This is a genomic window from uncultured Streptococcus sp. (genome assembly GCF_963518475.1).
Classification (GTDB): domain Bacteria; phylum Bacillota; class Bacilli; order Lactobacillales; family Streptococcaceae; genus Streptococcus.
Map to the genome: position 1 here is coordinate 79,638 of NZ_CAUQJA010000005.1, position 25,744 is coordinate 105,381.

A 25,744-nucleotide genomic window follows, 5' to 3' on the forward strand; every position below is an offset into this window, starting at 1 on the left:
GAGAGCGATGCTTAATTTGACTGATGTTATCAAAGTTGTTAAAAAAGGTCACCTAGCCTCAGTACAGCAGCATCCAGATAAATGCCCAGGGCGTTATCGTTAGATTGCCTTGAGTTGCTTATGTAAAAGCGATAATTTATCACTTTACTATTATAATGATGAGGCTGAGGGGGATACCCTCAGCCTTTTTAAAGCTGGAGATAAGTTATGGAAACAATTTATTCTTTTTCTACAGATGATGTAGTTTATTTAAAAAATTTATATACAGGATCTATTTGTGAGATTGATGAGGAACTATTCAAGAAGTTATCTTTAAAAGAATTTCCTTACTTGATAAGTGAGATTGATAAACAAGTGCCCTTTGTTCACTCTAAACGAATAGTAGAGGGAGATGAATTATCACTATATATAGTTACAACTATGTCGTGTAACTTGACTTGCTCTTATTGTTTTGAGAATGATAAGGATAGGAAACCGTCCTTAAGTAGTGAGTATGACGGTAAAAAGATTGTGAATTTTATATTAGATGAACTCAATTTTAAGAAGTATAAATCTCTGGATATCTGTTTTACTGGTGGTGAACCATTATATAACTTTCAGTTTATACGAAATTTATGTGAAACTTTAGATGAGAAACTAGCTATTCCTATTTCGTATACTTTGATTACAAATGGAACGATATTCACAAATAAAATAATGTCTTTTCTTGACTGTCATAATTTCGCTATTCAAGTTTCTTTTGATGGTGATGAGCACTATCATAACCTAGAAAGATGCAATCGATTAGGGAAAGGAACTTATCATAGAATCATAAATAACTTGTCAGTTATGTTGGAAAAGTATAAAAATTTATCCATTCAGGCTAGAGTTAACATATCTAAAAGAAATTATATATCTATCCAGAAATTATTTTTAGATTTAAAAAAGTATACAGAATTTGAAAATTTTAATCTTTATTTTGATTTTGTAGCTGTACCTAACGATTCAATTCTATATATTGATAGTGAAACTAAAAAGAAGATTTGTCTAGATTTATTGCTGTTTTTATCAAAGGAAAATATACCGTATTATCATGATTTAAAAATAGGAGGCTACTGTATGTTCAAAAATCAAGATTCTCTTACAATTCATGCCAACGGTAACTTATATAAATGTTATTCATTAGTAGGGAATGAAAACTATCAGTTGGGAAGTATTGGTCAAGTTACTAATGAATTAATAGGTCTGGGAAGCATGTGCCCTTATAAAGATTGTGCTTATTATGAATTTTGTTATGGAGGTTGCCCATTTAATACATTTGTAAATAATGGGAAGATGGAACGCGATTGTCAGTTTGACTATTTAGAGTGGTTTCACAAGATTGTATTTTTAGATGAATTAGGATTATTGACAAAGGAGGATGTTGAAGGGACTATCCAACATATATCTGTTCATAAAATATATGTTGATAAAAATTTAACTATGGAGGCATGCAGATGAAAAGATTGTTATCCTATAACAATAAAGTGCTATTTCTAAAAAGCTTTATTTTGAATACCCTTGTTACTATACTAACTGTAGCTATTCCTTATATTAGTAAGTTATTTATTGACCATATTCTATCTCAGAAAGTTCATGCTATGATTGTTTACGGGGTGCTTTATGTAGGAATTTCTCTGTTTATTCAAGTTTTATATTATTTTTGTGATGTGCTTCAAGGAGAATCAGAATCGTATGTTTGGCAGAATATTTGCCAAAAAACTGCTGAAAATATCCAGCTCTATGATATGGTAGAGACAGAATTGTCTGAAGCTACCATTACACAAGAATTAGGGCAGACCTATGAGCTGTTAAAACGTTTTTTTAACGAATATCCTGTTGCTCTTCTCCTGTACTTGATACGAGCACTTGTGATTATAGGGATTTTATGGAGTATTTCTCCTACTATTGCTGTGATGATAGGTATTTTGATACCTGTATTTATCTTTATTTCGCAGAAATATAGTGGACGACTATCTAAGCTTGGTTCCGATACAGTGAATTGTATGAAGGATATACGCGATTATCTAGTGGATAGCTATAAACTCATGCCTAGTATGCGATTTTCAGCTCATTCTAGCTTGATTGATTTCTCTCCCTTGGTGAAAAAATATATTTCATGTAAAAATAAGGAAGTGAGAATGACTTCTTTATTTGAAAATTTTCTTTCCTATGCATTTTTGAATTTTATGATTATGATGACGACGATTATATCAGGTTATCAGACTTATAAAGGTTGGATTACGATTGGTGATCTAATGGCTATCCAACTATATATTTCACAATTTTGGACACCTATTGAATACTTCCTTGATGTTTATAAGGAGTACTCGGGAAGTAAGAAAATTATCGAAAATTTTATCAATTTTTTGGAACCTGTTCAGATTTCGTATGAGTCTATTCCAATTTTAGAGATAGTCTTAGAAAATTATGTTAGCTTGGGGAGAGATGGTGAAGAACTGCATGAGCCACTAACAACTCGTTTAGAAAAAGGACATATTTATCGTATTGTTGGAGAAAATGGTGTTGGTAAGACGCGACTGATTTTAGCGATAGTAGGTTACAGTATGAATTATCATGGTAAGATTTACTTACCTAATTATAGAAAGAATTCGAATTTTTCATACTGCCCTGCAGAACCTATTGCGAGTCGATTTTATAAAAATGAATTGAGTCAAGGTGCATCCATGGGACAACTAAAATTGTTGCAGTTGCAAGAAGCAGTAGCGGTGGAGAAAGATGTTTATATTTTTGATGAGCCAAGTAATTTTTTAGATTCACAAAACAAGAAAAAAGTCGTGCAAATCCTGTCCGACTTGTTAGCAAAACAAAAGTTAGTGATTTTGATTAGTCATGATGATGATTTAGTCGATTTTCCAACAGAAGTTATCACTCTTCAATCATGTGACAGTGAGTAAGGAAAAGTATAACTTTATTGAGTTTAAGAAATAGATTAGTAAGAATAGACTGGGTAAAAAGTCTTTAAAAATCAGAAAAATGCATAATATCAGGTGTGCAAAAACTTGATATTATGCGTTTTATTGTGGTAATATTAATTCATTTTCTCCTGAAATTGAGTTTTTGCCTAGCCTCCTTTTCAAATCGTATTTTATAGAATATTACTTTCCTTTTCGTAGGTGAATGACTTGGTCATAGTGTTTTAAGTCTTCTTCCGTGTAGTGGTGAATGACTTCAATGACTGTTTGAGGTAGGGAGAAGAGTAAGTCGCTAATTTTTCTGCTATTTTCCGAGTCAAGATTGGCCTTAATTTCATCTGCTAAGATGAGTTGACTATCATGGTAGAGGGCACGAGCAATTTCTAGTCGTTGTTTCTCGCCACCAGATAGACTGTCATTGCTAAGGATTCGATTTTTCAAATGTTCTAATCCTGTTTTTTTGAGGATATGATTTAAAGTCTCTTTATTTTTATCCAGTCCTAGAAGGATATTGTCGTCCAGAGATAGCGTGTCAAAGTAATGGCTATCTTGGAGGATATAGGAACTAAAGCTTGTGATTTCTTTACGTGACAGGTTTTGACCAGCAAAGCTAATCTGACCACTTGTTGGTGTCTCTTCTCCATGAATGATATTGAGCAGGGTTGTCTTACCAGAGCCACTTTCCCCGATAATGGCAATTTTTTCTCCTTGCTTGATGTGCATGGAAATCGGAGACAGGAGGCTATTTCCATCTTTTTCCAGGGAGATGGTGTTAAGCTGGATAGGGAAAATATTTTCTATGCTTCTAGGCGAGATGAAGTTAGACTGGCCCAAAAGTTTTTGGTATTTGTTGAGAAGAGTTCGAGTCGCTTTTCGGGTGTTGGTAAAGTAGGCCAACTCTTGGAATTGATAGCCGATATTATGTGAAACTAGATAGATGGCCACAAAACTCGCCGCATCTAAATAATTATAGTAGGTCATAAAGCCACCGATGACGATTGGTGTGATAGAACAAAAGGCATCGATGCTATTGATAAAGAGACTGTTTAAAGTTCGTTGTTTTTCATAGTTGATTTCGGCATCTAGACTGGTTTGTAATTGTTTTTGATAGCGAGCAAAAAAGTAGTCTTGCCCCTGATAATGGCGAATTTGTTGGCTACCACCAATAAAATTTGTCAAGCTTGCTAAGTAGCTTTGGTTAACAGTTGACCGCTTTTCAGAAAGTGAGTCCAAACGCTTTGATCCGATAGCACTGCAGAGGACAGGAAAGGAGTAGAAGAGGATGAAAATCAAGCCCAGGTAAAAATTGGTCCAAAGGGCATAGAGAATGGACACAGTTGTGAAGCCAAGAGAAGAAATGATGATGACCGTTGGCTCAATATAGCTTTCTTCTAGTTGCTTGACGTCGTTTTCTAGGTCAGACAAAATATCCTTTTCATCAATCTCATAACTGTTTAAAAATCGCTTGAAAATAGCACTCTTGATTCCATATTTGAAGTCAGTAATCAAACGAGCGTAGTAATAGCGTTTCCCAGCCAAACCTAGTAAGAGGATGAGATTACCAAGGATTCCTAAAATCAAAACTTTCCAAAGAAGGCCTAGTTCTTGATTGGTAAAACTAGCAACAATATTCTGAACAAGGGCTGGTGTGATAATTGCTTCCAGCCAGGTAACGGCAATAGAAAAGAAGTAAAGTAAGAGGTGTTTCTTGGTAACAAATCTTCTCAGCATAAAGAGTTGACCTCCTTATCGATATACATGTAATTAGTTTTAAAGTCATTATACTCCTTTTTATTAAATACTTCATATAAAAATGTAAGTCCTGAGAACGAAAAAAGTCTAGCGAGTTATTGCCGCTAGACTTTAAAACTATTGCAAGTTAATCTTGTTTTTCAAGATGTGATAAGTTCCTAAAAAGTTGAATTGATGAGATAATGTATTTTTGATTAGAGAGCAATTACTGGGTAATGTATGAAGTATTGACAGTTGGTTAGTTTGAACTTAATATAGTGATCTGTATATGTCTGTTTTAGGTACTATTAGATTACAAGTCGCTGTTTTCAATAATATTTTTTCCACCAACTTTATCAAAAGGAACTGAAGACTTTTTAGTTGGAATTTCTGTTATAAGATAGGATTTTTCTAATGAGTAGCCAGCATAGAATTGATTATAAATTTGTCCATAAATAAGTGACTTTGAAAGGAATTCAGCCTTTTCCTTGTCTTTATTTGTAAATTCTAATTTTTCTGCAACTGTTCTATTACCGGAAGGATCAGTTTCTATAGTTCCCTTAACAATATCAAATTCTTTCTTATCATAGAAGTTTTTTTCCGATAATTTTTTTATTTCATCAATACTTTTATTTGTTATGTCTTTAAGTGTAATTTCAACTTGTTCTTCACTAGAATCTTTTGTTTTTTCAGGTTCTTTACCAATAGCATAGGATGTAATGTTGCCATTTTTCGTGAAATATATATACGTTATTTTATCATCTTTTGAAATTGTATCACTAGAGGCGTTAGCGACGAAGAATACTCTCTCTCTGCTTTCGTTTATTAATTCAACTATTCCTTTTCCTGTTATTTCTGTTTGAGCTGAATTTTGGGAACAAGCTCCTAAGAAAATACTAATAAATAATAAGACTAAAAATAGTAATCTATTTCTTTGTTTCATATGGGACTCCTAAAAGTTATTTATTTTTAATAACTCTATTGTATCATACAAGAAGCTTATATAGATTAAAAACATTGTCAATTGTGTCAATAATTTTGTGTAAAAACTTCATTATAGTTATAGGGGGTAATTTTAATAAGACCTCAAGTATGTTGGAATATCGTTCTCATACTTAGTAAATTGCGTTATAAGAATATATTTAGTTTAGTGGTGTATTAGATTTTGTTATAACAAATTCGTTATTTTTTGTTTACGCATTTTATTTACATTATGTTAAAGATGATAAAAAAGCCTAGCGAGTTATTGTCGCTAGACTTTAAAATTATTGTAAATTAACCTTGTTTTTCAAAATATAGTAGGTTCCGAGGTAAAAGATAGCTATGAATATGAGTTCTTCAACAATACTTATACCTGCTCCCATATAGAAATTATCATTAAATCCTGCAAGTGAATTGACATAGAAGTTAGTACTGGTATTGAAGAAGACTTCAATAAATCCAATGACGATTTGGATACCAATGTAGGCTGCAACAGCGAGTGCTGTACGGTATTCATTGAACAGTTGTCCAATGGAAATGGCCAAGTAGATGCAGAGGATACCTGAAATTGTACTAAGCAGGAAGGATAAGACAGTAAGACCAAAGCCGGTAAAATGTTCTCCAACAAATGACAGAAGAGTAGAAAGTTGAACTTCATCAGAATTTGTTGACAATAACATAATATAGATACATAGGAGTAAGACAGCAGTGCTAATCACAGACCAGATAAAGGCACCGATTAGTTTGGCTGTGATGATATGATGTTCAGAAACTGGCAAGGTCAAAGTCAGATAGCCTTGGCGGTCATAGACACTACCTTTGAAGCGTTTAATAATCAAGAAAAGAGTTGAAATCCCAAGTGTAAGCATCAAGCCACCAAAGACAGTAGCTAGAAAAAAGAGTAGAACAGGTTGGCTTTCTTTGACAGGCAGATTGTTATAGGTCTGTGCTTGTATCCCAATAAGGACGGAAAGGACTAGCACAGCAGCGTAGAGGGTTAAATACCACTTGTTAACATTTTTAAATTCGTAGCGAACTAAATTCCAAAACATAATAATCTCCTTTGCTTAGGCTTTAAATTCCTGACGGAAGAGTTGGTCAATGGATTCACCTGACTCATAGCGAATATCATCTACATTTCCTTGACGGACGACTTTTCCGTCTTTGAGGAAGACAATTTCATCTAAGATTGGCTCGATATCAGAAATCAAGTGGGTAGAAATCAAAACGGTAGAAGTTGGGGAGTAGTTGTTGATAATAGTATTGAGGATATACTCACGGGCTGCTGGGTCCACCCCACCAATGGGTTCATCCAGAACATAGAGACGAGCATCACGGCTCATAACCAAAATCAGTTGTACCTTTTCTTTGTTTCCTTTTGATAGTTTCTTGAGACGACTATTTTCATCAATGCCTAGGTCTGCAAGTAGATGATGGGCGCGTTCAAGATTGAAATCTTTATAGAAGGTCTTGAAATAGGTTAGGGCTTCTTTGACCTTCATTTGTTCATTAAGATAGGTCGTATCCGGCAAATAAGCTACGATAGCCTTGGTTGCTGGGCTTGGATCCATGTCGTTGATGAGGACACGTCCTTGATCTGGTTGTAAGAGACCATTGATTAGTTTAATCAGGGTTGTTTTTCCTGAGCCGTTTGGCCCAAGGAGACCAACAATTTTTCCAGCTGGGATGTCAAGGGAAACATTTTCAAGGGCTGGTGTTGCTCCATAAGATTTGGATACATTTTCAAATGCTAGTAATGACATAGGCTTAAACTCCTTTAATATAATCGCCGACTACGCCTGGTAGTTCTTCTTTTTCATAGCCAAAGTGGGTCATGGAGGAAACGAAGTGTTCCAATTCTTCTTCGGATAGTTGTTTGCGCGATTGGGCGATCAGTTCCTTATCCTCAGTCACAAATCGTCCAGTTGTGCGCTTGCTGTAGACAAATCCTCCTCGTTCAAGGTCTGACAAGGCTCTTTGGATGGTGTTGGGATTGACACCGGCCTCGCTAGCTAGCTCTCGCACGGTTGGAAGTTGTTGATTGGGTTCCAGCGTATGGGAAACAATCTGAAGCTTGATTTTCTCCATAATCTGTAAATAGATGGGTTTTTTGTTGTCAAATGTCCAGGACATCTTGGTCTCCTTTCTTTTATCTCTTTGTCTTAATTAAATAATACAACAAAACAAAAAACTTGTCAAGCAAAAAGAAGAATTGTTTTGGGAATCGTTTAAAAAATGGTATAATTAAAAGAAAACGATAAGGAGGGAAAGGATGCGTTGTCCAAAATGTGGGGCTACCAAGTCAAGTGTTATCGATAGTCGCCAAGCAGAAGAAGGGAACACTATTCGTAGAAGACGTGAGTGCGACGAATGCCAACACCGTTTTACAACCTACGAACGAGTAGAAGAAAGAACCTTAGTGGTTGTTAAAAAAGATGGCACGCGGGAACAATTCTCCAGAGATAAAATCTTTAATGGGATTATCCGCTCAGCCCAGAAACGTCCTGTGTCAAGTGATGAAATCAACATGGTAGTCAATCGTATCGAACAGAAACTCCGTGGTCGAAATGAAAATGAAATTCAAAGTGAGGACATTGGTTCACTCGTCATGGAGGAGTTGGCTGAATTGGACGAGATTACTTATGTACGTTTTGCCAGTGTCTATCGTAGTTTTAAGGATGTCAGTGAGTTAGAGAGTTTGCTCCAACAAATCACTCAGTCCTCTAAAAAGAAAAAGGAAAGATAAATGAAGCCAATTGACCGTTTTTCTTATCTAAAGAATAATCGGGTGTCGCAAGATACCTCATCTCTGGTACAGTGCTACCTCCCGATTATCGGTCAGGAGGCACTGAGCCTTTATCTTTATACAATCAATTTTTGGGATAATGGTAGAAAGGAATACCTCTTTTCAAGTATTCTTAACCATCTTAACTTTGGGATGGATAGACTGATAAAATCCCTGAAAATCCTATCTGCTTTCAATCTCTTGACCCTCTATCAAAAAGGGGATACCTATCAGCTAGCCCTTCATGCTCCTCTATCTAGTCAAGACTTCTTGGAGCATCCTGTTTATCGCAGACTTTTGGAGAAAAAGATTGGCGATGCAGCTGTGGAGGATTTGAAAGTTGAAAGTGCTGATGGTGAAGAAATACCTGTCTCACTCAATCAAGTCTTTCCAGATTTGGCAGAACTAGGAAATCAAGAAGACCTTGGTCTCAAGAAGAAAGTGGCCAACGATTTTGACTTAGACCATTTTCGTCAGCTTATGGCTCGAGATGGGCTTCGCTTTGCGGATGAGCAGTCCGATGTCTTAAACCTCTTTGCCATTGCCGAGGAGAAGAAATGGACTTGGTTTGAAACCTATCAATTGGCTAAGTCAACAGCTGTTTCCCAGGTTATTTCAACTAAACGCATGCGGGAAAAAATTGCTCAAAAACCTGTTTCCTCTGACTTTAGTCCTAAGGAAACGACCATTATCAAAGAAGCCAAAAGTAAAACGGCCCTGCAGTTCTTAGCAGAAATCAAGCAAACACGCAAGGGGACCATTACCCAAACAGAAAGAGAACTCTTGCAGCAGATGGCTGGTTTGGGCTTGCTGGACGAAGTTATTAATATCATTCTCTTGTTGACCTTTAATAAGGTGGATTCGGCAAATATCAATGAGAAATATGCCATGAAGGTAGCCAATGATTACGCCTATCAAAAGATTCATTCGGCAGAAGAGGCAGTCTTGCGCATCCGTGAGAGAGGGCAGAAGAGTCAGGCTCAAAAAAGCAGTAAACCCAGTCCTACCAAGTCCAATGTACCCAAGTGGAGTAATCCAGATTATAAGAATGAAACCAGCGAGGAAACTCGTCTGGAACTAGAACGTAAGAAACAAGAACTATTAGCTCGATTAGAAAAAGGAGGAGATTAGATGGAAAGTGTCGGAGACGTACTCAAACGTCAACCTAGCCGTTTTCATTATCAAGATTTGGTCCAGAAAATCATGAAGGACCCTGATGTTGCGGCCTTTATCCAGCAAGAATCCTTGAGTCCAGAGGAATTAAATCGCAGTATCTCCAAGTTTAATCAGTACATCACCGAGCGTGACAAATTTCTCCGTGGGGATACGGATTATATTGCCAAAGGCTACAAGCCGATTTTGGTTATGAATCATGGCTATGCGGATGTTTCTTACGAAGAAACTCCTGAACTAATCGCGGCGGAAAAAGAAGCGGCTATTAAGAATCGTCTCAAGTTAATCAATCTGCCAGCCAGTCTCAGGAAAGCTAGTTTAGCTCAAGTAGACTTGGATGATTTGGGTCGCTTGCCAGTTTTTGAAAAGCTATTAGCCTTCGTAGAGCAATATCCAGCTATTCGAAAAGGTCTTTATTTGTATGGAGATTTTGGTGTGGGTAAAAGTTTCATGGTGGCTGCTCTAGCCCATGATTTATCAGAAAAACGCGGTGTTTCATCAACCCTTCTCCACTATCCTAGCTTTGTCATTGATGTTAAAAATGCTATCGGTGATGGCAATGTTAAGACCTTGGTGGATGAGATTAAGCTTTCTGAAGTCCTAATTTTAGATGATATTGGTGCCGAGCAATCAACAGCTTGGGTGCGGGATGAAATCCTGCAAGTCATTCTCCAATATCGGATGCAGGAAAATTTACCGACCTTTTTCACCTCCAACTTCGACTTTGAAGAATTGGAGCTGCATTTCGCTAAAGGAAAGCATGGAAATGACGAAACCTGGGAAGCCAGACGCGTCATGGAACGCATCCGTTATTTGGCTGAGGAGACTCGTTTAGAAGGAGTGAACCGTCGATGACCGAAACAATCAAATTAATGAAGGCTCATACTTCAGTGCGCAGGTTTAAGGAGCAAGGCCTTCCTCAGGAAGACTTGACTGAAATTTTGACAGCAGCCCAGATGGCCTCGTCTTGGAAAAATTTCCAATCCTACTCTGTGATTGTGGTACGAAGTCAAGAGAAGAAAGATGCTCTGTATGAATTGGTACCTCAAGAAGCCATTCGCCAGTCAGCTGTTTTCCTTCTCTTTGTCGGAGATTTGAACCGAGCGGAAAAGGGAGCACAGCTTCATACTGATACTTTCCAACCTCAAGGTGTAGAAGGTCTCTTGATTAGTTCAGTCGATGCGGCTCTTGCTGGTCAAAATGCCTTGCTGGCAGCTGAAAGCTTGGGCTATGGTGGTGTCATTATTGGCTTGGTGCGATACAAGTCAGAAGAAGTAGCAGAACTCTTTAATTTGCCTGACTACACCTATCCTGTCTTTGGGATGGCACTGGGTCTTCCAAATGAAGAACATGAAGTCAAACCTCGCTTGCCATTGCATCAAGTGGTGTTTGAGGAAGAATACCGAGAACAGTCAACTGATGCAATCGAAGCTTATGACCGTGTACAGGCGGACTATGCTGGAGCGCGTGCGACCACAAGCTGGAGTCAGCGCCTAGCAGAACAGTTTGGTCAAGCAGAACCAAACTCAACTAGAAAAAATCTTGAACAGAAGAAGTTATTGTAGAAAGTGAGAAATTATGGCCCTACCAACTATTGCCATTGTAGGACGTCCCAATGTTGGGAAATCAACCCTATTTAATCGGATCGCTGGTGAGCGAATCTCCATTGTAGAGGATGTCGAAGGAGTGACACGTGACCGTATCTATGCAACGGGTGAGTGGCTCAATCGTTCGTTTAGCATGATTGATACAGGAGGAATCGATGATGTCGATGCTCCTTTCATGGAACAAATCAAGCACCAGGCAGAAATTGCCATGGAAGAAGCAGATGTTATCGTCTTTGTCGTATCTGGTAAGGAAGGAATTACCGATGCAGACGAATACGTAGCCCGTAAGCTTTATAAGACCCATAAACCAGTTATCCTCGCAGTTAACAAGGTGGACAACCCTGAGATGCGAAATGATATCTATGATTTCTATGCTCTCGGTTTGGGTGAACCATTGCCTATCTCATCTGTCCATGGTATCGGTACAGGGGATGTGCTAGATGCCATCGTAGAAAATCTTCCAAATGAATATGAAGAAGAAAATCCAGATGTGATTAAGTTTAGCTTGATTGGTCGTCCTAACGTCGGAAAATCAAGCTTGATCAATGCTATCTTGGGAGAAGACCGTGTCATTGCTAGTCCAGTTGCTGGAACAACGCGTGACGCCATTGATACCCACTTTACAGATACAGATGGTCAAGAGTTTACCATGATTGATACGGCTGGTATGCGTAAGTCTGGTAAGGTTTATGAAAATACCGAGAAATATTCTGTCATGCGTGCCATGCGTGCTATTGACCGTTCAGATGTGGTCTTAATGGTCATCAATGCGGAAGAGGGTATCCGTGAATACGACAAGCGTATCGCAGGATTTGCCCATGAAGCTGGTAAAGGGATGATTATCGTAGTCAACAAGTGGGATACGCTTGAAAAAGACAACCACACTATGAAAAACTGGGAAGAAGATATCCGTGAGCAGTTCCAATACCTGCCTTACGCCCCGATTATCTTTGTATCCGCTTTGACCAAGCAACGTCTCCACAAACTTCCTGAGATGATCAAGCAAATCAGCGAAAGTCAAAACACACGTATTCCATCAGCTGTCTTGAACGATGTGATTATGGATGCTATTGCCATCAACCCAACACCGACAGACAAAGGGAAACGCCTCAAGATTTTCTATGCGACCCAAGTGGCAACCAAACCACCAACCTTTGTTATCTTTGTCAACGAAGAAGAACTCATGCACTTTTCTTACCTGCGTTTCTTGGAAAATCAAATCCGCAAGGCCTTTGTCTTTGAAGGAACACCAATCCATCTCATCGCAAGAAAACGTAAATAAAAAAGTAGAATCTGGAATGACATTTCCAGATTTTTTTGATAGAATGAAGTTGAAGAAAACGCTATCAAAAAGAGGTGTCGATGATGGAACATTTGTTTAAATTCTTACTTTTAGCACCTTACTTTTATTTTGATAACTGGATTGAAAAGGCCAACAGAAATAGTAAATTTTTCCCAATTTTTTACTATTTTTACTGGGTTTACATCCCCCTCTATTCTCTTTTTAGCCTTGCTTGGACAGTTGTTTCAGTTCTGTTTTTCAATATCGTCTTGAGAAATGTGACAGATATCAAGTTTTGGGTCATTTGGTTTCTTTTTATTCTGCTAGCTATTGGTCTGAATTGGTTAACTTATTCCTGTTTCAAAAAAATGTTTCGCTTGAGACGGGAACTAGGGAAGTCTAAAGGTGGAAGGCATTGATTTATATTGGTAATAACACTTAATAGAACGAAACTAAAGAAAACAATTTTAAAGAGGAGGTGTCGCTGATGAAACTGTCGTTTAATTGGTTTCATTTAATACTCTTATTTCCTTGTTTTTATTTTTTCTATTGGATAGACAATGCTGACAGAAACAGTAAAATTTTCCCCATCTTCTACTATTTTTACTGGATTTATATTTCCCTTTTAGCTCTGTTTAGCTTGGATATGACAATTTTTTCATTCTTATTTTTCCCTTTTGTTCTAAATCATGAATCAGATGCTAGTGCTTGGGGTTTTGGGTTGCTTTTGATAGTCTTATCTCTAGGCAGCGACTGGTTAGACTATATCTTTTTCAAAAAAATGCTTAGACTAAGAAAGGAGTTAGGAAAGTCTACGGGGGGAAGGTATTGATTTATATCGGTTTTTATTTATAGGAGGTGGCTTATGGCACATCTAAAATCATTTATTACACGCTATTCTAAGGTCTATATTGGTTTAGTTCTGTTGATCTGGATTACTTTCTTCTTTCTTCCTTGGGGCAGTCCGATTCTGGGGGGAAAGATTGACCTCTTCAGCATACAGAAAGTCTTGCTAGTTTTTGGTATTCTGTCTATTTTGATGGCCTTGCTGTCCAAGAAAGTCAGTCTCTTTGTTTTTGGATTGATCTGCTGTTTTTCTCTTTGGATTAATCTATTTATCCTATTTGCGATTTTGCCGATTTTTGGCAATTAAAGTATCATAAAAGTCAGAGAGGTTAGCTTGGAAACTAGCCTCTTTTTCCTTTTCAAAATGGGGATTCTTCCTTGAAAATAATCAGTAATTGTGCTAAAATTAAAAGAACATTCTAAAATATTCGGAATTTAAAGTAAGGAAAAACATGGCTAATATTTTAAAAACAATTATCGAAAATGATAAAGGAGAAATCCGTCGTCTGGAAAAGATGGCTGACAAGGTTTTCAAATACGAAGACCAAATGGCTGCTTTGACAGATGACCAACTAAAAGCAAAAACAGTTGAATTTAAAGAACGTTATCAAAATGGAGAATCACTGGATTCATTGCTTTATGAAGCATTTGCGGTTGTCCGTGAAGGTGCCAAACGTGTCCTAGGACTCTTCCCATATAAGGTTCAGGTTATGGGGGGAATCGTTCTTCACCATGGTGACGTGCCAGAGATGCGTACAGGGGAAGGGAAAACCTTGACTGCGACTATGCCCGTATACCTCAATGCCCTTTCAGGTAAAGGGGTTCACGTAGTTACGGTTAATGAATACCTATCAGAACGTGACGCGACTGAAATGGGTGAATTGTACTCTTGGCTTGGTTTGTCAGTAGGAATCAACTTGGCTGCCAAATCTCCAATGGAGAAAAAAGAAGCCTATGAGTGTGATATTACTTACTCAACCAACTCAGAAATTGGATTTGACTACCTTCGTGACAACATGGTCGTTCGCGCTGAAAACATGGTACAACGTCCGCTCAACTATGCCTTGGTCGATGAGGTTGACTCTATCTTGATTGACGAGGCTCGTACACCTTTGATCGTATCAGGTGCTAATGCGGTTGAAACCAGTCAGCTCTACCACATGGCAGACCACTATGTAAAATCGTTGGACAAAGACGACTACATCATCGATGTGCAGTCTAAGACTATTGGTTTGTCTGATTCAGGGATTGACAAGGCTGAAAGCTACTTCAAGCTTGAAAACCTCTATGACATCGAAAATGTGGCTTTGACTCACTTTATTGATAATGCCCTTCGTGCCAACTACATCATGCTTCTCGATATTGACTATGTGGTGAGCGAAGAGCAAGAAATTCTGATCGTCGACCAATTTACAGGTCGTACTATGGAAGGTCGTCGTTATTCTGATGGATTGCACCAAGCTATTGAAGCTAAAGAAGGTGTGCCAATCCAGGATGAAACTAAGACATCTGCCTCAATCACTTACCAAAACCTTTTCCGTATGTATAAGAAATTGTCTGGTATGACGGGTACAGGTAAGACTGAGGAAGAAGAATTCCGTGAAATTTACAACATTCGTGTTATTCCAATCCCAACCAACCGTCCTGTTCAACGGATTGACCACTCAGACCTTCTTTATGCAAGTATTGAAGCTAAGTTTAAGGCGGTTGTCGAAGACGTTAAGGCTCGTTACCAAAAAGGTCAACCTGTCTTGGTTGGTACAGTAGCGGTTGAAACTAGTGATTACATTTCTAAGAAATTGGTCGCAGCTGGCGTTCCTCACGAAGTTTTGAATGCTAAGAACCACTATAAAGAAGCCCAAATCATCATGAATGCTGGTCAACGTGGTGCTGTTACTATCGCAACCAACATGGCCGGTCGTGGTACTGACATCAAGCTTGGTGAAGGGGTTCGTGAACTTGGAGGACTTTGTGTGATTGGTACAGAACGTCATGAAAGCCGTCGTATCGATAACCAGCTTCGTGGACGTTCAGGTCGTCAAGGAGACCCAGGTGAGTCACAATTCTACCTATCTCTTGAAGATGACTTGATGAAACGTTTTGGTTCTGAACGCTTGAAGGGAATCTTTGAACGTCTCAATATGTCTGAAGAGGCCATTGAGTCTCGTATGTTGACGCGTCAGGTTGAAGCAGCGCAAAAACGTGTCGAAGGAAATAACTACGATACCCGTAAACAAGTCCTTCAATATGATGATGTCATGCGTGAACAACGTGAGATTATCTACGCTCAACGTTACGACGTCATCACTGCAGATCGTGACTTGGCACCTGAAATTCAGGCTATGATCAAACGTACGATTGGTCGTGTCGTTGATGGTCATGCGCGTGCCAAACAAGATGAAAAACTCGAAGCAATTTTGAACTTTGCTAAGTACAACTTGCTTCCAGAAGATTCTATCACGATAGAAGACTTGTCAGGCTTGTCTGATAAGGCCATCAAGGAAGAGCTTTTCCAACGTGCCTTGCAAGTTTACGATAGTCAGGTTTCAAAACTACGCGATGAAGAAGCAGTTAAAGAATTCCAAAAAGTCTTGATTCTACGAGTGGTAGATAACAAGTGGACAGATCATATCGATGCCCTCGATCAATTGCGTAATGCGGTTGGACTTCGTGGCTATGCTCAGAACAACCCTGTTGTTGAGTATCAGGCAGAAGGTTTCCGTATGTTTAATGACATGATTGGTTCGATTGAGTTTGATGTGACACGCTTGATGATGAAAGCACAAATTCATGAACAAGAAAGACCACAAGCAGAACACCATATCAGTACAACAGCGACTCGTAATATCGCTGCCCACCAAGCAAATATGCCTGAAAATTTGGATTTGAGCCAGATTGGACGGAATGAACTTTGCCCATGTGGTTCTGGTAAGAAGTTTAAAAACTGTCACGGTAAAAGACAATAAAATGAGATAGTTTAGAGGCGGATACCTTGTGAAAAGTAAATTTTTACTTGGTATCCGTTTGATTTATAAGGAGATGAGTTATGGTATTTACAGCAAAAAGTCCTAAAATTAATATTGAAGAAGTTCGTGCCTTATCAAAATTAGAAGGCCAAGCTTTGGAGAGAAAATCACAGCGTGATCAAGAGCTAGAAGCCATTATACGTGGAGAAGACCAGCGGATTCTCTTGGTAATCGGGCCATGCTCATCTGACAATGAAGAAGCTGTTCTTGAATACGCTAAGCGTTTGGCAGTCCTGCAAGAAGAAGTGGCAGACCGTATCTTTATGGTTATGCGTGTTTACACTGCCAAACCTCGTACCAACGGAGATGGCTATAAGGGCTTGATTCACCAGCCTAACACGGCAGAAGCGCCTAGTCTCATTAATGGAATCAAAGCCGTTCGACATCTTCATTATCGTGTTATCACAGAAACAGGTATGACAACAGCTGATGAAATGCTTTATCCTGAAAATCTTCCTCTTGTGGATGATTTGATTTCCTACATGGCGGTTGGTGCCCGTTCAGTTGAAGACCAGCAACACCGCTTCGTGGCAAGTGGAGCAGATTTTGCGACTGGTTTTAAAAATCCGACATCTGGAAATCTCAATGTTATGTTTAATGGGATTTATGCTGCTCAAAACAAACAAAGTTTCCTTTTCCTAGGAAAAGAAGTGGAAACAACTGGGAACCCGCTTTCGCATGCCATTCTTCGTGGAGCGATCAATGAGTATGGTAAGAATATTCCCAACTACTACTATGATAACTTGATGGATACTATTGCTCAGTATGAGAAAATGGGCTTGGAAAATCCCTTTATCATCGTCGACACCAATCATGACAACTCTGGTAAGCAATATATGGACCAGATTCGAATTGTCCGTCAGACCTTGATTAATCGTGATTGGAATGAAAAAATCAAGCAGTACGTTCGTGGCTTTATGATTGAGTCTTATCTAGAAGACGGCCGTCAAAACGAACCGGAAGTATTTGGCAAGTCTATCACAGACCCTTGTCTTGGCTGGGAAAATACGGAAGCCCTTGTCAGAGAAATCTACCAAACGCTAGGAGAATAAGATGGCATTTATTGAAAAAGGTCAAGAAATTGATATTGAAGCAATCAAGGCAGAAACCCAATTGTCTGCGGAAGCCCTGCGACTAAAGGAGCGCCGTGATAGAGAATTAGCAGATATCATTTCAGGAGAAGATGATAGAATTCTTTTGGTGATTGGTCCTTGCTCTTCTGATAATGAAGAGGCTGTCTTGGAATATGCCCGCCGTTTATCCGCCTTGCAGAAGAAGGTTGCGGACAAGATTTTCATGGTTATGCGTGTTTATACAGCTAAACCTCGTACAAACGGAGACGGCTATAAAGGTTTGGTTCACCAACCAGATACCTCTAAGGCTCCAAGTCTAATTAATGGCTTGCAGGCTGTGCGCCAGTTGCACTACCGCGTGATTACAGAGACTGGTTTGACAACGGCAGATGAGATGCTTTATCCGTCAAATCTGGTCTTGGTAGATGATTTGGTCAGCTACCATGCTGTTGGGGCTCGTTCTGTGGAAGACCAAGAGCACCGCTTTGTGGCCTCGGGGATTGATGCACCAGTGGGGATGAAAAATCCAACCTCTGGAAATTTGGGTGTCATGTTTAATGGCATCTATGCCGCTCAGAACAAACAGACCTTCCTTTTCCATGGCCAAGAAGTTGAGACTTCAGGAAATCCCTTGGCCCACGTCATCCTTCGTGGCGCAGTCAATGAATATGGGAAAAATGAGCCTAACTTTTACTATGAAACCCTGTTAAATGCCATCGAACGCTATGAAGCCATGGGACTTGAAAATCCTTTTATCCTCATCGATACCAACCATGATAATTCAGGCAAGCAATATATGGAGCAGATTCGTATTGTTCGCCAGACCTTGCAAAATCGTGATTGGAACGAGAAAATTAAAAAGACAGTTCGAGGCTTTATGATTGAATCTTACCTAGCAGATGGTCGTCAAAATCAACCAGAGGTCTTTGGTTGTTCTATTACCGACCCTTGCCTAGGTTGGGAAAACACAGAGGCTTTGGTAGAAGAAATCTATGCTACCTTGACAAAATAAGTGAAAAGGATGGAGTTGGGGAATCTCAACTCCTTTTGATGAGAATGATAGTTGGACACGGAATTGACATCGAAGAATTAGCTTCGATAGAAAGCGCAGTTACACGACATGAAGGATTTGCTAAGCGTGTGCTGACCTTCAAGGAAATGGAACGGTTTAATAGTCTTAAAGGGCGCAGGCAAATCGAATATTTAGCTGGCCGCTGGTCGGCTAAGGAGGCCTTTTCCAAGGCTATGGGAACTGGTATTGGCAAGCTCGGTTTCCAGGATTTGGAAGTCTTGAATAATGAACGCGGGGCGCCTTATTTTAGTCAGGCACCATTTTTAGGAAAGATTTGGCTGTCTATCAGCCATACAGATCAGTTTGTGACAGCCAGTGTCATTTTGGAGGAAAATCATGAAAGCTAGTCCACATAGACCAACCAAGGCTCTGATTCATCTGGGAGCTATTCGACAAAATATTCAGCAAATGGGGGCTTATATCCCTCAAGGAACGCTCAAATTTGCAGTAGTCAAGGCTAATGCCTATGGTCATGGAGCTGTTACCGTTGCCAAGGCGATTCAAGATGATGTTGATGGCTTTTGTGTTTCCAATATTGATGAAGCCATTGAACTCAGACAAGCTGGACTCAGGAAGAAAATCCTCATTTTAGGAGTTTCTGAAATCGAAGCTGTTTCTCTTGCTAAAGAATACGACATCACCTTGACAGTGGCTGGGCTGGAGTGGATTAAAGCACTCTTAGATAAGGAAGTGGACCTAACTGGATTGACAGTCCACCTCAAGATTGATTCAGGAATGGGACGGATTGGTTTTCGAGAGGCTTGTGAGGCTGAGCAGGCTCAAGACTTGCTCCAACAACACGGTGCTCGTGTTGAAGGGATTTTTACCCACTTTGCTACTGCAGACGAGAAATCAGATGACTACTTTAATGCCCAGTTAGAATGGTTTAAAACTATTTTGGCCAGTATGAAGGAAGCTCCAGAGCTGGTTCATGCCAGTAATTCGGCAACGACTCTTTGGCATGCAGAGACTATTTTCAATGCGGTCCGTATGGGAGATGCCATGTATGGTCTTAATCCTAGCGGAGAGGTTTTGGACTTGCCTTATGACTTGACTCCAGCCTTGACCTTGGAATCTGCCTTGGTTCACGTCAAGACAGTTCCAGCTGGAGCTTGCATGGGCTACGGAGCGACATATCAAGCGGATAGTGAGCAAGTCATCGCGACGGTACCAATTGGCTATGCGGATGGTTGGACACGAGATATGCAGAATTTTTCTGTCTTGGTAGATGGCCAAGCTTGCCCAATCGTCGGGCGGGTTTCGATGGACCAAATCACCATTCGTCTGCCTAAGCTTTATCCCTTAGGAACAAAAGTCACCCTCATTGGTTCTAATGGGGGCAAGGAAATCACAGCTACTCAGGTAGCGACCTACCGTGGCACTATTAACTATGAGGTGGTTTGTCTCCTCAGCGACCGCATTCCGAGAGAATATTATTAGAAAAGAAAGGAGTGGAGCATGAATCTACATCAACCCTTGCATGTCTTACCTGGTGTGGGACCAAAGTCAGCAGAGAAATACGCCAAACTAGGAATTGAAAATTTGCAAGACCTCTTGCTCTACTTTCCTTTCCGTTATGAAGACTTCAAAACCAAGCAAGTATTGGAACTAGAGGACGGGGAGAAGGCAGTCCTATCTGGTCAAGTCGTGACTCCTGCCAGTGTCCAGTATTATGGATTCAAGCGCAATCGTCTGCGCTTTAGCCTCAAGCAGGGAGAAGTCGTTTTTGCGGTGAATTTCTTTAACCAGCCCTATCTAGCTGATAAGATAGAGTTGGGAGCAACCCTTGCCGTCTTTGGAAAATGGGACCGTGCCAAGGCTAGCCTGACAGGGATGAAGGTCCTAGCTCAGGTGGAGGATGACCTCCAACCTGTTTATCGCTTGGCTCAGGGAATCAGTCAAGCAAGTCTGGTCAAGATCATCAAGACAGCCTTTGATCAGGGACTGGACCTCTTGATTGAGGAAAATCTGCCCCAGTCCTTGCTGGACAAATACAAACTCATGTCCCGTTGTCAGGCCGTTCGTGCCATGCATTTCCCCAAGGATTTGGCAGAATACAAGCAGGCCCTTCGCCGTATCAAGTTTGAGGAACTCTTTTATTTTCAAATGCAGTTGCAGACGCTCAAGTCTGAAAATAGAGTTCAGGGAAGCGGTCTGGTTCTGAACTGGTCTCAAGAAAAAGTGACAGCAGTCAAAGAAAGCTTGCCTTTTGCCTTGACTCAAGCTCAGGAAAAGAGTTTGCAGGAAATTTTGACCGACATGAAGTCTGACCACCACATGAATCGTCTTTTGCAAGGGGATGTGGGGAGCGGAAAAACGGTGGTCGCTGGCTTGGCCATGTTTGCAGCAGTGACAGCTGGCTACCAGGCTGCTCTCATGGTGCCAACAGAAATCCTTGCAGAGCAACATTTTGAGAGTTTGAAGGGTCTTTTTCCGGACTTGAAACTGGCTCTCTTGACAGGTTCCTTGAAAGCTGCAGAAAAGCGAGAAGTCTTGGAGACTATTGCCAAGGGTGAGGCTGATTTGATTATCGGAACACACGCTCTGATTCAGGATGGGGTAGATTATGCTCGTCTGGGCTTGATTATCATCGATGAGCAGCACCGTTTTGGTGTGGGGCAAAGGCGGATTTTACGGGAAAAAGGAGACAATCCTGACGTTCTTATGATGACGGCGACGCCGATTCCACGAACCTTAGCCATCACAGCCTTTGGGGATATGGATGTTTCCATTATTGACCAGATGCCAGCAGGACGGAAGACTATTGTGACACGCTGGATCAAACATGAGCAATTACCTCAGGTCTTGACTTGGTTAGAGGGAGAAATCCAAAAAGGTTTCCAAGCCTATGTCATCTCTCCTTTGATTGAAGAATCAGAAGCTCTGGATTTGAAAAATGCCATTGCCTTATCAGAAGAGTTGACGGCTCATTTTGCTGGTAAGGCAGAAGTGGCTCTTCTACATGGTAAGATGAAGAGTGACGAAAAAGACCAGATTATGCAGGATTTTAAAGAGAGAAAAACAGATATTCTGGTTTCGACAACGGTTATTGAGGTTGGGGTCAACGTTCCCAATGCGACCGTCATGATTATCATGGATGCGGATCGCTTCGGACTCAGCCAGCTTCACCAGCTCAGAGGTCGTGTCGGTAGGGGAGATAAGCAGTCTTATGCAGTTCTTGTTGCCAATCCCAAGACGGATTCTGGGAAAGACCGCATGCGTATCATGACAGAAACCACCAATGGATTTGTCCTTGCGGAGGAAGATTTGAAAATGCGTGGTTCGGGTGAGATTTTTGGAACCAGACAGTCAGGACTTCCAGAGTTCCAAGTGGCTGATATTATCGAGGATTTTCCGATTTTAGAAGAAGCCAGAAAGGTTGCAAGCTACATTAGTTCTATAGAAGGCTGGCAAGAGGATTCAGAGTGGCTCATGATTGCTCTTCATCTAGAAAAGAGAGAACATCTAGATTAAGCTTTCTCTAAGGAAATCTTAAGCTAGCTTTCAGGTTTGGCCCTTATACTAGAGTCATCAAAAAGAAACGAGGACTCTCATATGACAGTAACGATTAAAGTAAATTACCAAACAACTTTCCAAAAGAAAGAAGCAAAAAACTAATAGAAATAGAAGGAAGAAAGAGCGAAATGCTCTTTTTTTGTTTCTAAAAGCACAATTTATTGAATCTAAAATAGCACACTGCGGATTCTAAAAAAATTCTAGAAATTATAGTAGATTGAATCTGGAATAGTACACCTAGTTTTCTAAAACATTTTTAGAAATTAGTTTGAATTCCGCGATCAATTTGTTCAGTTTTTATTTCATTTAACTATAATTTGACTTTCCTAATTTCTTTGTTCATATCTTATTTCAATACACTATATCTTAATATTTCAGAGCCAACATCTAGCATAACTAAAAAAACAGATTCTTCCATCTATTACGGAAAAATCTGTCATTGATTTAATGATTTACAAAAACTCCAACCACGGCTTGCGAACCTCGTCTTTGCTGGTTCCTCTATATTTTTTTAATTCCAAAAATGCCATCTTGACTAGATGATGTTCTTGACAGTTAGTGCTGGTCTTACAACAATGCCTCAAACTCAGCGACAGTCATGCCCAATTGCTCACTCGCAAATTCGGAAGTTAAAACATGTTGGCGTACTAAATCTAGAAAGGTAAAGATTTTCCCACTCTCGAGACCTTGTTCAACTCCCTCTGCTCTAGCAGTTTCCAAGGCATAGTCCTGCGCTAACAAGGCTTGTTCTTCGCGTCTACGTTGTTCACTAAACATCTTCCTGTCCTCCTCGGACCAGCTCTTGTAGTCTAGCAGTTGGTCTGCTTGACTGATAGCTCGCTCGGGTGCTTGGGTAAAGGGTTTATTGCCGAAAAACTCCAACCACGGCTTGCGAACCTCGTCTTTGCTGGTTTCTCTATATTTTTTTAATTCCAAGAATGCCATCTTGACTAGATGGTTTTCCTGACCGTTGTTTGTGATGGTTAAGACATCACCTGTCGTATCCTCTCGCATGCTAAAGCTATGAAAGGCCAAATCATCTTGGAAGTAGTTGCTATCCACGATAGCGATAGCATATACTGGTGCGATGTGTTTATAACTCTGGTGTGTATCACCTTCTCGTTGACGAATTTTTTCAAGGTTTTGATTGACCTGACTGCACAGGTAAGCCCATAAACGATTAATGAAAAAATTCTGATGATGCACCTGAATTTCAATGATTACTTGCGTGCCATTGTCCAACTCCGCCAAAACATCTATACTGGTATAGAAATCCTGGGCCGAGTAAGGTATGGAAGGCAAGACGTGAATATTGCTTCCCTCCAAAATGGTCACATTTTTGGCTGGTAAATCCAGCATATCGCGAATAAATTGACAAGTAATTTCTGGATTGCTAAAGATTTTCTTAGCAACCAAGTCATTGGTCGGGCTGATGCCCGGATGTCTGAGAATCATATTTCCTCTCCTTTCATTATACCACAGTTTTAAATCTAGGTTTCCTAGATTCTCTGGCTCTATCTATTTATTCGGAAAAAAGAGGATAAATGAAATAGTAAATAAAAAATAAGAACAGCGGGTAAGCAATAAATTTTAAGCTTATCTGTCTTCTCCGCTTATCTGATAATAAATAAGGACCGCAATATAGCCTTTTCTCTCTACCCCATTTGCAACAGTCTTTAGATAGAACATTCCAGCCTTCTCCATGACACGGCCTGAAGCTAGGTTGAGACTGGCATATCGAGCTTTGACTTTTTGAAATCCTGCTTGAGTAAAACAAAAGTCCAACACAGCTTTTAAGGCCTCTGTCATAAGACCACGCCCCCAATAGTTTTTCCTAAAACATAGCCAATTTCACAACTTAAATCTTCCTCGTGCATTTCAACGATGCTGATATCTCCTATCACTTGTTCTGGGTTTTCTTTGAGGCAAATGTCCCATTTGTAATAGTTAGGATTAGCATAGAAAGCAACCCAATTTCAAATCGAATTTCGAGTCAGCTCGACATCAGGATGCGGATCCCAGGTGACGTAGGTTAGATTCTCAGCAGACGAAGCCCAATTTTGAAACATAGCTTCTGCATCACTCTCCACAAATCTTCTCAAAATCAAACGTTCTGTCTGTAACATTTGCGTACCGATTGCTTTCATGATGTTACCTCGCTTTCTGATAAATGATTCTCTGTCCAATCGCCATTGAAACTATAGTATATCGAGATAAGCTGTAGACAAATCAACTGGGACATTCACATTAATTTCTAAAAATACTTTAGAAGTTAATTGGTACTATTCTAGATTCAATTGATTATACTTTCAGTCGATAGGCTTGAAGGAAAAAGCTAAATTCACTTTCTATTTATCCTTCTTTCTTGCATTGATTACTTAGATATGCTACAGTTGTGATAGCGATTACAAAATAAAAGGAGCATGCTATGAAAAATCCAACTTTGCTAGAAGAAATTAAGACCTATAAAGGCAGGGATGAGGTTCCAGAAGATTTTGATGTTTTCTGGGATGAGGAAGTGAAAAAAGTTTCCACGCTTCCAGCCTACCAGTTGGAGGAAAGAAATTTCCACCTTCCTCAAGTCAAGTGCTATGAGTTAAGCTTTGAAGGAACCAATGAAGGCAAGGTCTATGCGCGCGTCGTTCTTCCAAAGAGTGAGGGGAAAGTTCCTATAATCTTCCATTTTCATGGTTATATGGGACGTGGCTGGGACTGGGCCGACATGCTGGCATTCACCGTAGCTGGTTACGGTGTTGTCTCCATGGATGTGCGGGGCCAGTCAGGTTACTCGCAAGACGGTTTGCGTTCTCCTCTTGGAAATACGGTGAAAGGGCATATTATCCGTGGTGCTGTGGAAGGTCGGGACCATCTCTTTTATAAGGATGTTTATCTGGATATTTACCAGTTGATTGAAATTATTGCTAGTCTGCCTCAGGTGGATGAGAAGCGTCTTTCTAGCTATGGTGCCTCACAAGGAGGGGCTTTAGCTTTGGTTGCAGCAGCACTCAATCCTCGAATTGAGAAAACTGTTGCCATCTATCCCTTCTTGTCAGACTTTAGACGAGTGCTTGAGATTGGTAATACTAGCGAGGCTTACGACGAACTTTTCCGTTATTTCAAGTTTCACGATCCTTTCCATGAAACCGAGGAGGAAATTATGGCGACCCTTGCCTATATCGATGTGAAAAATCTTGCCCATCGTATCAAGGGTGAGGTTAAGATGATTACGGGCTTGGACGATGATGTTTGCTATCCTATAACCCAGTTTGCGATTTACAATCGGCTGACCTGCGATAAGGCCTATCGTATCATGCCTGAGTATGCCCATGAAGCTATGAATGTTTTTGTCAATGACCAAGTCTACAACTGGCTCTGTGGCAGTGAGATTCCTTTTAAGTATGTAAAATAATGAATGAGAGAGCCCAGTAGCTCTCTTTTTTGCTTTAGATGTTGAAAGTACTTTCGAAAAAGCCAGAAAAGCAAAATATTCCTAAAAATAGAATCTATTATAGATCAATATAGAGGAAATATATTATTTTATTGTATAATAAAGAAAAGTCTAGATTTTAAGAAGTAAAATAATTATTTAGGGAGTTATGTATTAATTGAGAATAATAAATTGCATTAATTATATTACTTCCTTATTTTAATTTTTCAACTAATTAAAAAATTTTAACCAAAAAAGAAAGCGCTTACCC

23 protein-coding genes and 1 pseudogene are annotated in these 25,744 nt (G+C 39.8%); 17 read left to right on the forward strand and 7 right to left on the reverse strand.

The genetic code is table 11. The features are described 5' to 3' along the window. Window positions 1-207: 207 nt before the first annotated feature. A complete protein-coding gene (locus tag RYK12_RS03235) occupies window positions 208-1,479 on the forward strand; it encodes a radical SAM/SPASM domain-containing protein (protein WP_314846895.1) in 1,272 nt (423 codons plus the stop codon). Beyond that, entirely contained in the window at window positions 1,476-2,936 is a 1,461-nt protein-coding gene (locus tag RYK12_RS03240; protein WP_314846897.1) for an ABC transporter ATP-binding protein, read from the forward strand. Before RYK12_RS03235 ends, RYK12_RS03240 begins: the two co-directional genes overlap by 4 nt. Before the next feature lie 201 nt (window positions 2,937-3,137). Here RYK12_RS03240 and RYK12_RS03245 read toward each other — a convergent pair whose 3' ends face one another. The 5 genes from RYK12_RS03245 to RYK12_RS03265 all read right to left on the reverse strand — a co-directional run bounded on the left by RYK12_RS03245 (window position 3,138) and on the right by RYK12_RS03265 (window position 7,799). Continuing rightward, window positions 3,138-4,685, reverse strand: coding sequence for an ABC transporter ATP-binding protein (locus RYK12_RS03245; RefSeq protein ID WP_314846899.1), 1,548 nt, complete (start codon window positions 4,683-4,685; stop codon window positions 3,138-3,140). A gap of 313 nt (window positions 4,686-4,998) precedes the next feature. After that, complete coding sequence (locus RYK12_RS03250; RefSeq protein WP_261096372.1) at window positions 4,999-5,628, reverse strand: hypothetical protein; 630 nt, start codon at window positions 5,626-5,628, stop codon at window positions 4,999-5,001. A gap of 322 nt (window positions 5,629-5,950) precedes the next feature. Beyond that, window positions 5,951-6,718, reverse strand: a complete 768-nt coding sequence (locus RYK12_RS03255; RefSeq protein WP_314846901.1) for a hypothetical protein — start codon at window positions 6,716-6,718, stop codon at window positions 5,951-5,953. 15 nt (window positions 6,719-6,733) lie between these two features. Then, window positions 6,734-7,429, reverse strand: coding sequence for an ABC transporter ATP-binding protein (locus RYK12_RS03260; protein ID WP_000054197.1), 696 nt, complete (start codon window positions 7,427-7,429; stop codon window positions 6,734-6,736). 4 nt (window positions 7,430-7,433) lie between these two features. Continuing rightward, window positions 7,434-7,799, reverse strand: coding sequence for a GntR family transcriptional regulator (locus RYK12_RS03265; protein WP_000119155.1), 366 nt, complete (start codon window positions 7,797-7,799; stop codon window positions 7,434-7,436). Window positions 7,800-7,938: 139 nt separating this feature from the next. Here RYK12_RS03265 and nrdR point away from each other — a divergent pair, with 139 nt between their 5' ends. The 14 genes from nrdR (at window position 7,939) to recG (ending at window position 22,004) form a co-directional block, all read left to right on the forward strand. After that, entirely contained in the window at window positions 7,939-8,412 is a 474-nt protein-coding gene (gene nrdR / locus RYK12_RS03270; RefSeq protein WP_001203672.1) for a transcriptional regulator NrdR, read from the forward strand. After that, window positions 8,413-9,582 carry a replication initiation and membrane attachment family protein gene (locus tag RYK12_RS03275; protein ID WP_314846912.1) on the forward strand — a complete coding sequence of 390 codons (1,170 nt, stop codon included), beginning with the start codon at window positions 8,413-8,415 and terminating at the stop codon, window positions 9,580-9,582. Then, entirely contained in the window at window positions 9,583-10,479 is an 897-nt protein-coding gene (gene dnaI / locus RYK12_RS03280) for a primosomal protein DnaI (RefSeq protein WP_314846915.1), read from the forward strand. Continuing rightward, window positions 10,476-11,189, forward strand: a complete 714-nt coding sequence (locus tag RYK12_RS03285; RefSeq protein ID WP_314846917.1) for an NADPH-dependent oxidoreductase — start codon at window positions 10,476-10,478, stop codon at window positions 11,187-11,189. The genes dnaI and RYK12_RS03285 overlap by 4 nt, the downstream gene beginning before the upstream one ends. Before the next feature lie 13 nt (window positions 11,190-11,202). Beyond that, the gene (der, locus tag RYK12_RS03290) at window positions 11,203-12,513 is read left to right on the forward strand and encodes a ribosome biogenesis GTPase Der (RefSeq protein WP_001207696.1); all 1,311 of its coding nucleotides are present in this window, start codon (window positions 11,203-11,205) and stop codon (window positions 12,511-12,513) included. Window positions 12,514-12,596: 83 nt separating this feature from the next. Further along, window positions 12,597-12,932 carry a hypothetical protein gene (locus RYK12_RS03295; protein WP_045612523.1) on the forward strand — a complete coding sequence of 112 codons (336 nt, stop codon included), beginning with the start codon at window positions 12,597-12,599 and terminating at the stop codon, window positions 12,930-12,932. Window positions 12,933-13,000: 68 nt separating this feature from the next. Beyond that, window positions 13,001-13,345, forward strand: a complete 345-nt coding sequence (locus RYK12_RS03300; protein ID WP_261015059.1) for a hypothetical protein — start codon at window positions 13,001-13,003, stop codon at window positions 13,343-13,345. 33 nt (window positions 13,346-13,378) lie between these two features. After that, a complete protein-coding gene (locus RYK12_RS03305; protein WP_314846925.1) occupies window positions 13,379-13,666 on the forward strand; it encodes a hypothetical protein in 288 nt (95 codons plus the stop codon). Between the two features lie 145 nt (window positions 13,667-13,811). After that, window positions 13,812-16,325 carry a preprotein translocase subunit SecA gene (secA, locus tag RYK12_RS03310; RefSeq protein ID WP_261009343.1) on the forward strand — a complete coding sequence of 838 codons (2,514 nt, stop codon included), beginning with the start codon at window positions 13,812-13,814 and terminating at the stop codon, window positions 16,323-16,325. Between the two features lie 80 nt (window positions 16,326-16,405). Beyond that, window positions 16,406-17,437 carry a 3-deoxy-7-phosphoheptulonate synthase gene (locus RYK12_RS03315; protein WP_049538788.1) on the forward strand — a complete coding sequence of 344 codons (1,032 nt, stop codon included), beginning with the start codon at window positions 16,406-16,408 and terminating at the stop codon, window positions 17,435-17,437. A 1-nt stretch (window position 17,438) separates the two neighbouring features. Further along, a complete protein-coding gene (locus RYK12_RS03320) occupies window positions 17,439-18,470 on the forward strand; it encodes a 3-deoxy-7-phosphoheptulonate synthase (protein ID WP_000864041.1) in 1,032 nt (343 codons plus the stop codon). Between the two features lie 44 nt (window positions 18,471-18,514). Then, entirely contained in the window at window positions 18,515-18,877 is a 363-nt protein-coding gene (acpS, locus tag RYK12_RS03325) for a holo-ACP synthase (RefSeq protein WP_314846958.1), read from the forward strand. Further along, on the forward strand, window positions 18,867-19,970 hold the full coding sequence (alr, locus tag RYK12_RS03330) for an alanine racemase (protein ID WP_314846929.1): 1,104 nt from the start codon (window positions 18,867-18,869) through the stop codon (window positions 19,968-19,970). The genes acpS and alr overlap by 11 nt, the downstream gene beginning before the upstream one ends. A gap of 18 nt (window positions 19,971-19,988) precedes the next feature. Next, window positions 19,989-22,004, forward strand: a complete 2,016-nt coding sequence (gene recG, locus RYK12_RS03335; RefSeq protein ID WP_314846932.1) for an ATP-dependent DNA helicase RecG — start codon at window positions 19,989-19,991, stop codon at window positions 22,002-22,004. A 609-nt stretch (window positions 22,005-22,613) separates the two neighbouring features. Here the strand turns inward: recG and RYK12_RS03340 are convergent. Together RYK12_RS03340 and RYK12_RS03345 are read right to left on the reverse strand one after the other, a co-directional pair. After that, a complete protein-coding gene (locus RYK12_RS03340) occupies window positions 22,614-23,501 on the reverse strand; it encodes an Rpn family recombination-promoting nuclease/putative transposase (RefSeq protein ID WP_314846935.1) in 888 nt (295 codons plus the stop codon). Between the two features lie 141 nt (window positions 23,502-23,642). Beyond that, window positions 23,643-24,193 (reverse strand): annotated as a pseudogene (locus RYK12_RS03345) (GNAT family N-acetyltransferase). 281 nt (window positions 24,194-24,474) lie between these two features. Between RYK12_RS03345 and RYK12_RS03350 the strand changes: the two are divergent. Continuing rightward, a complete protein-coding gene (locus RYK12_RS03350; protein ID WP_314846937.1) occupies window positions 24,475-25,455 on the forward strand; it encodes an acetylxylan esterase in 981 nt (326 codons plus the stop codon). Window positions 25,456-25,744 lie beyond the last annotated feature (289 nt).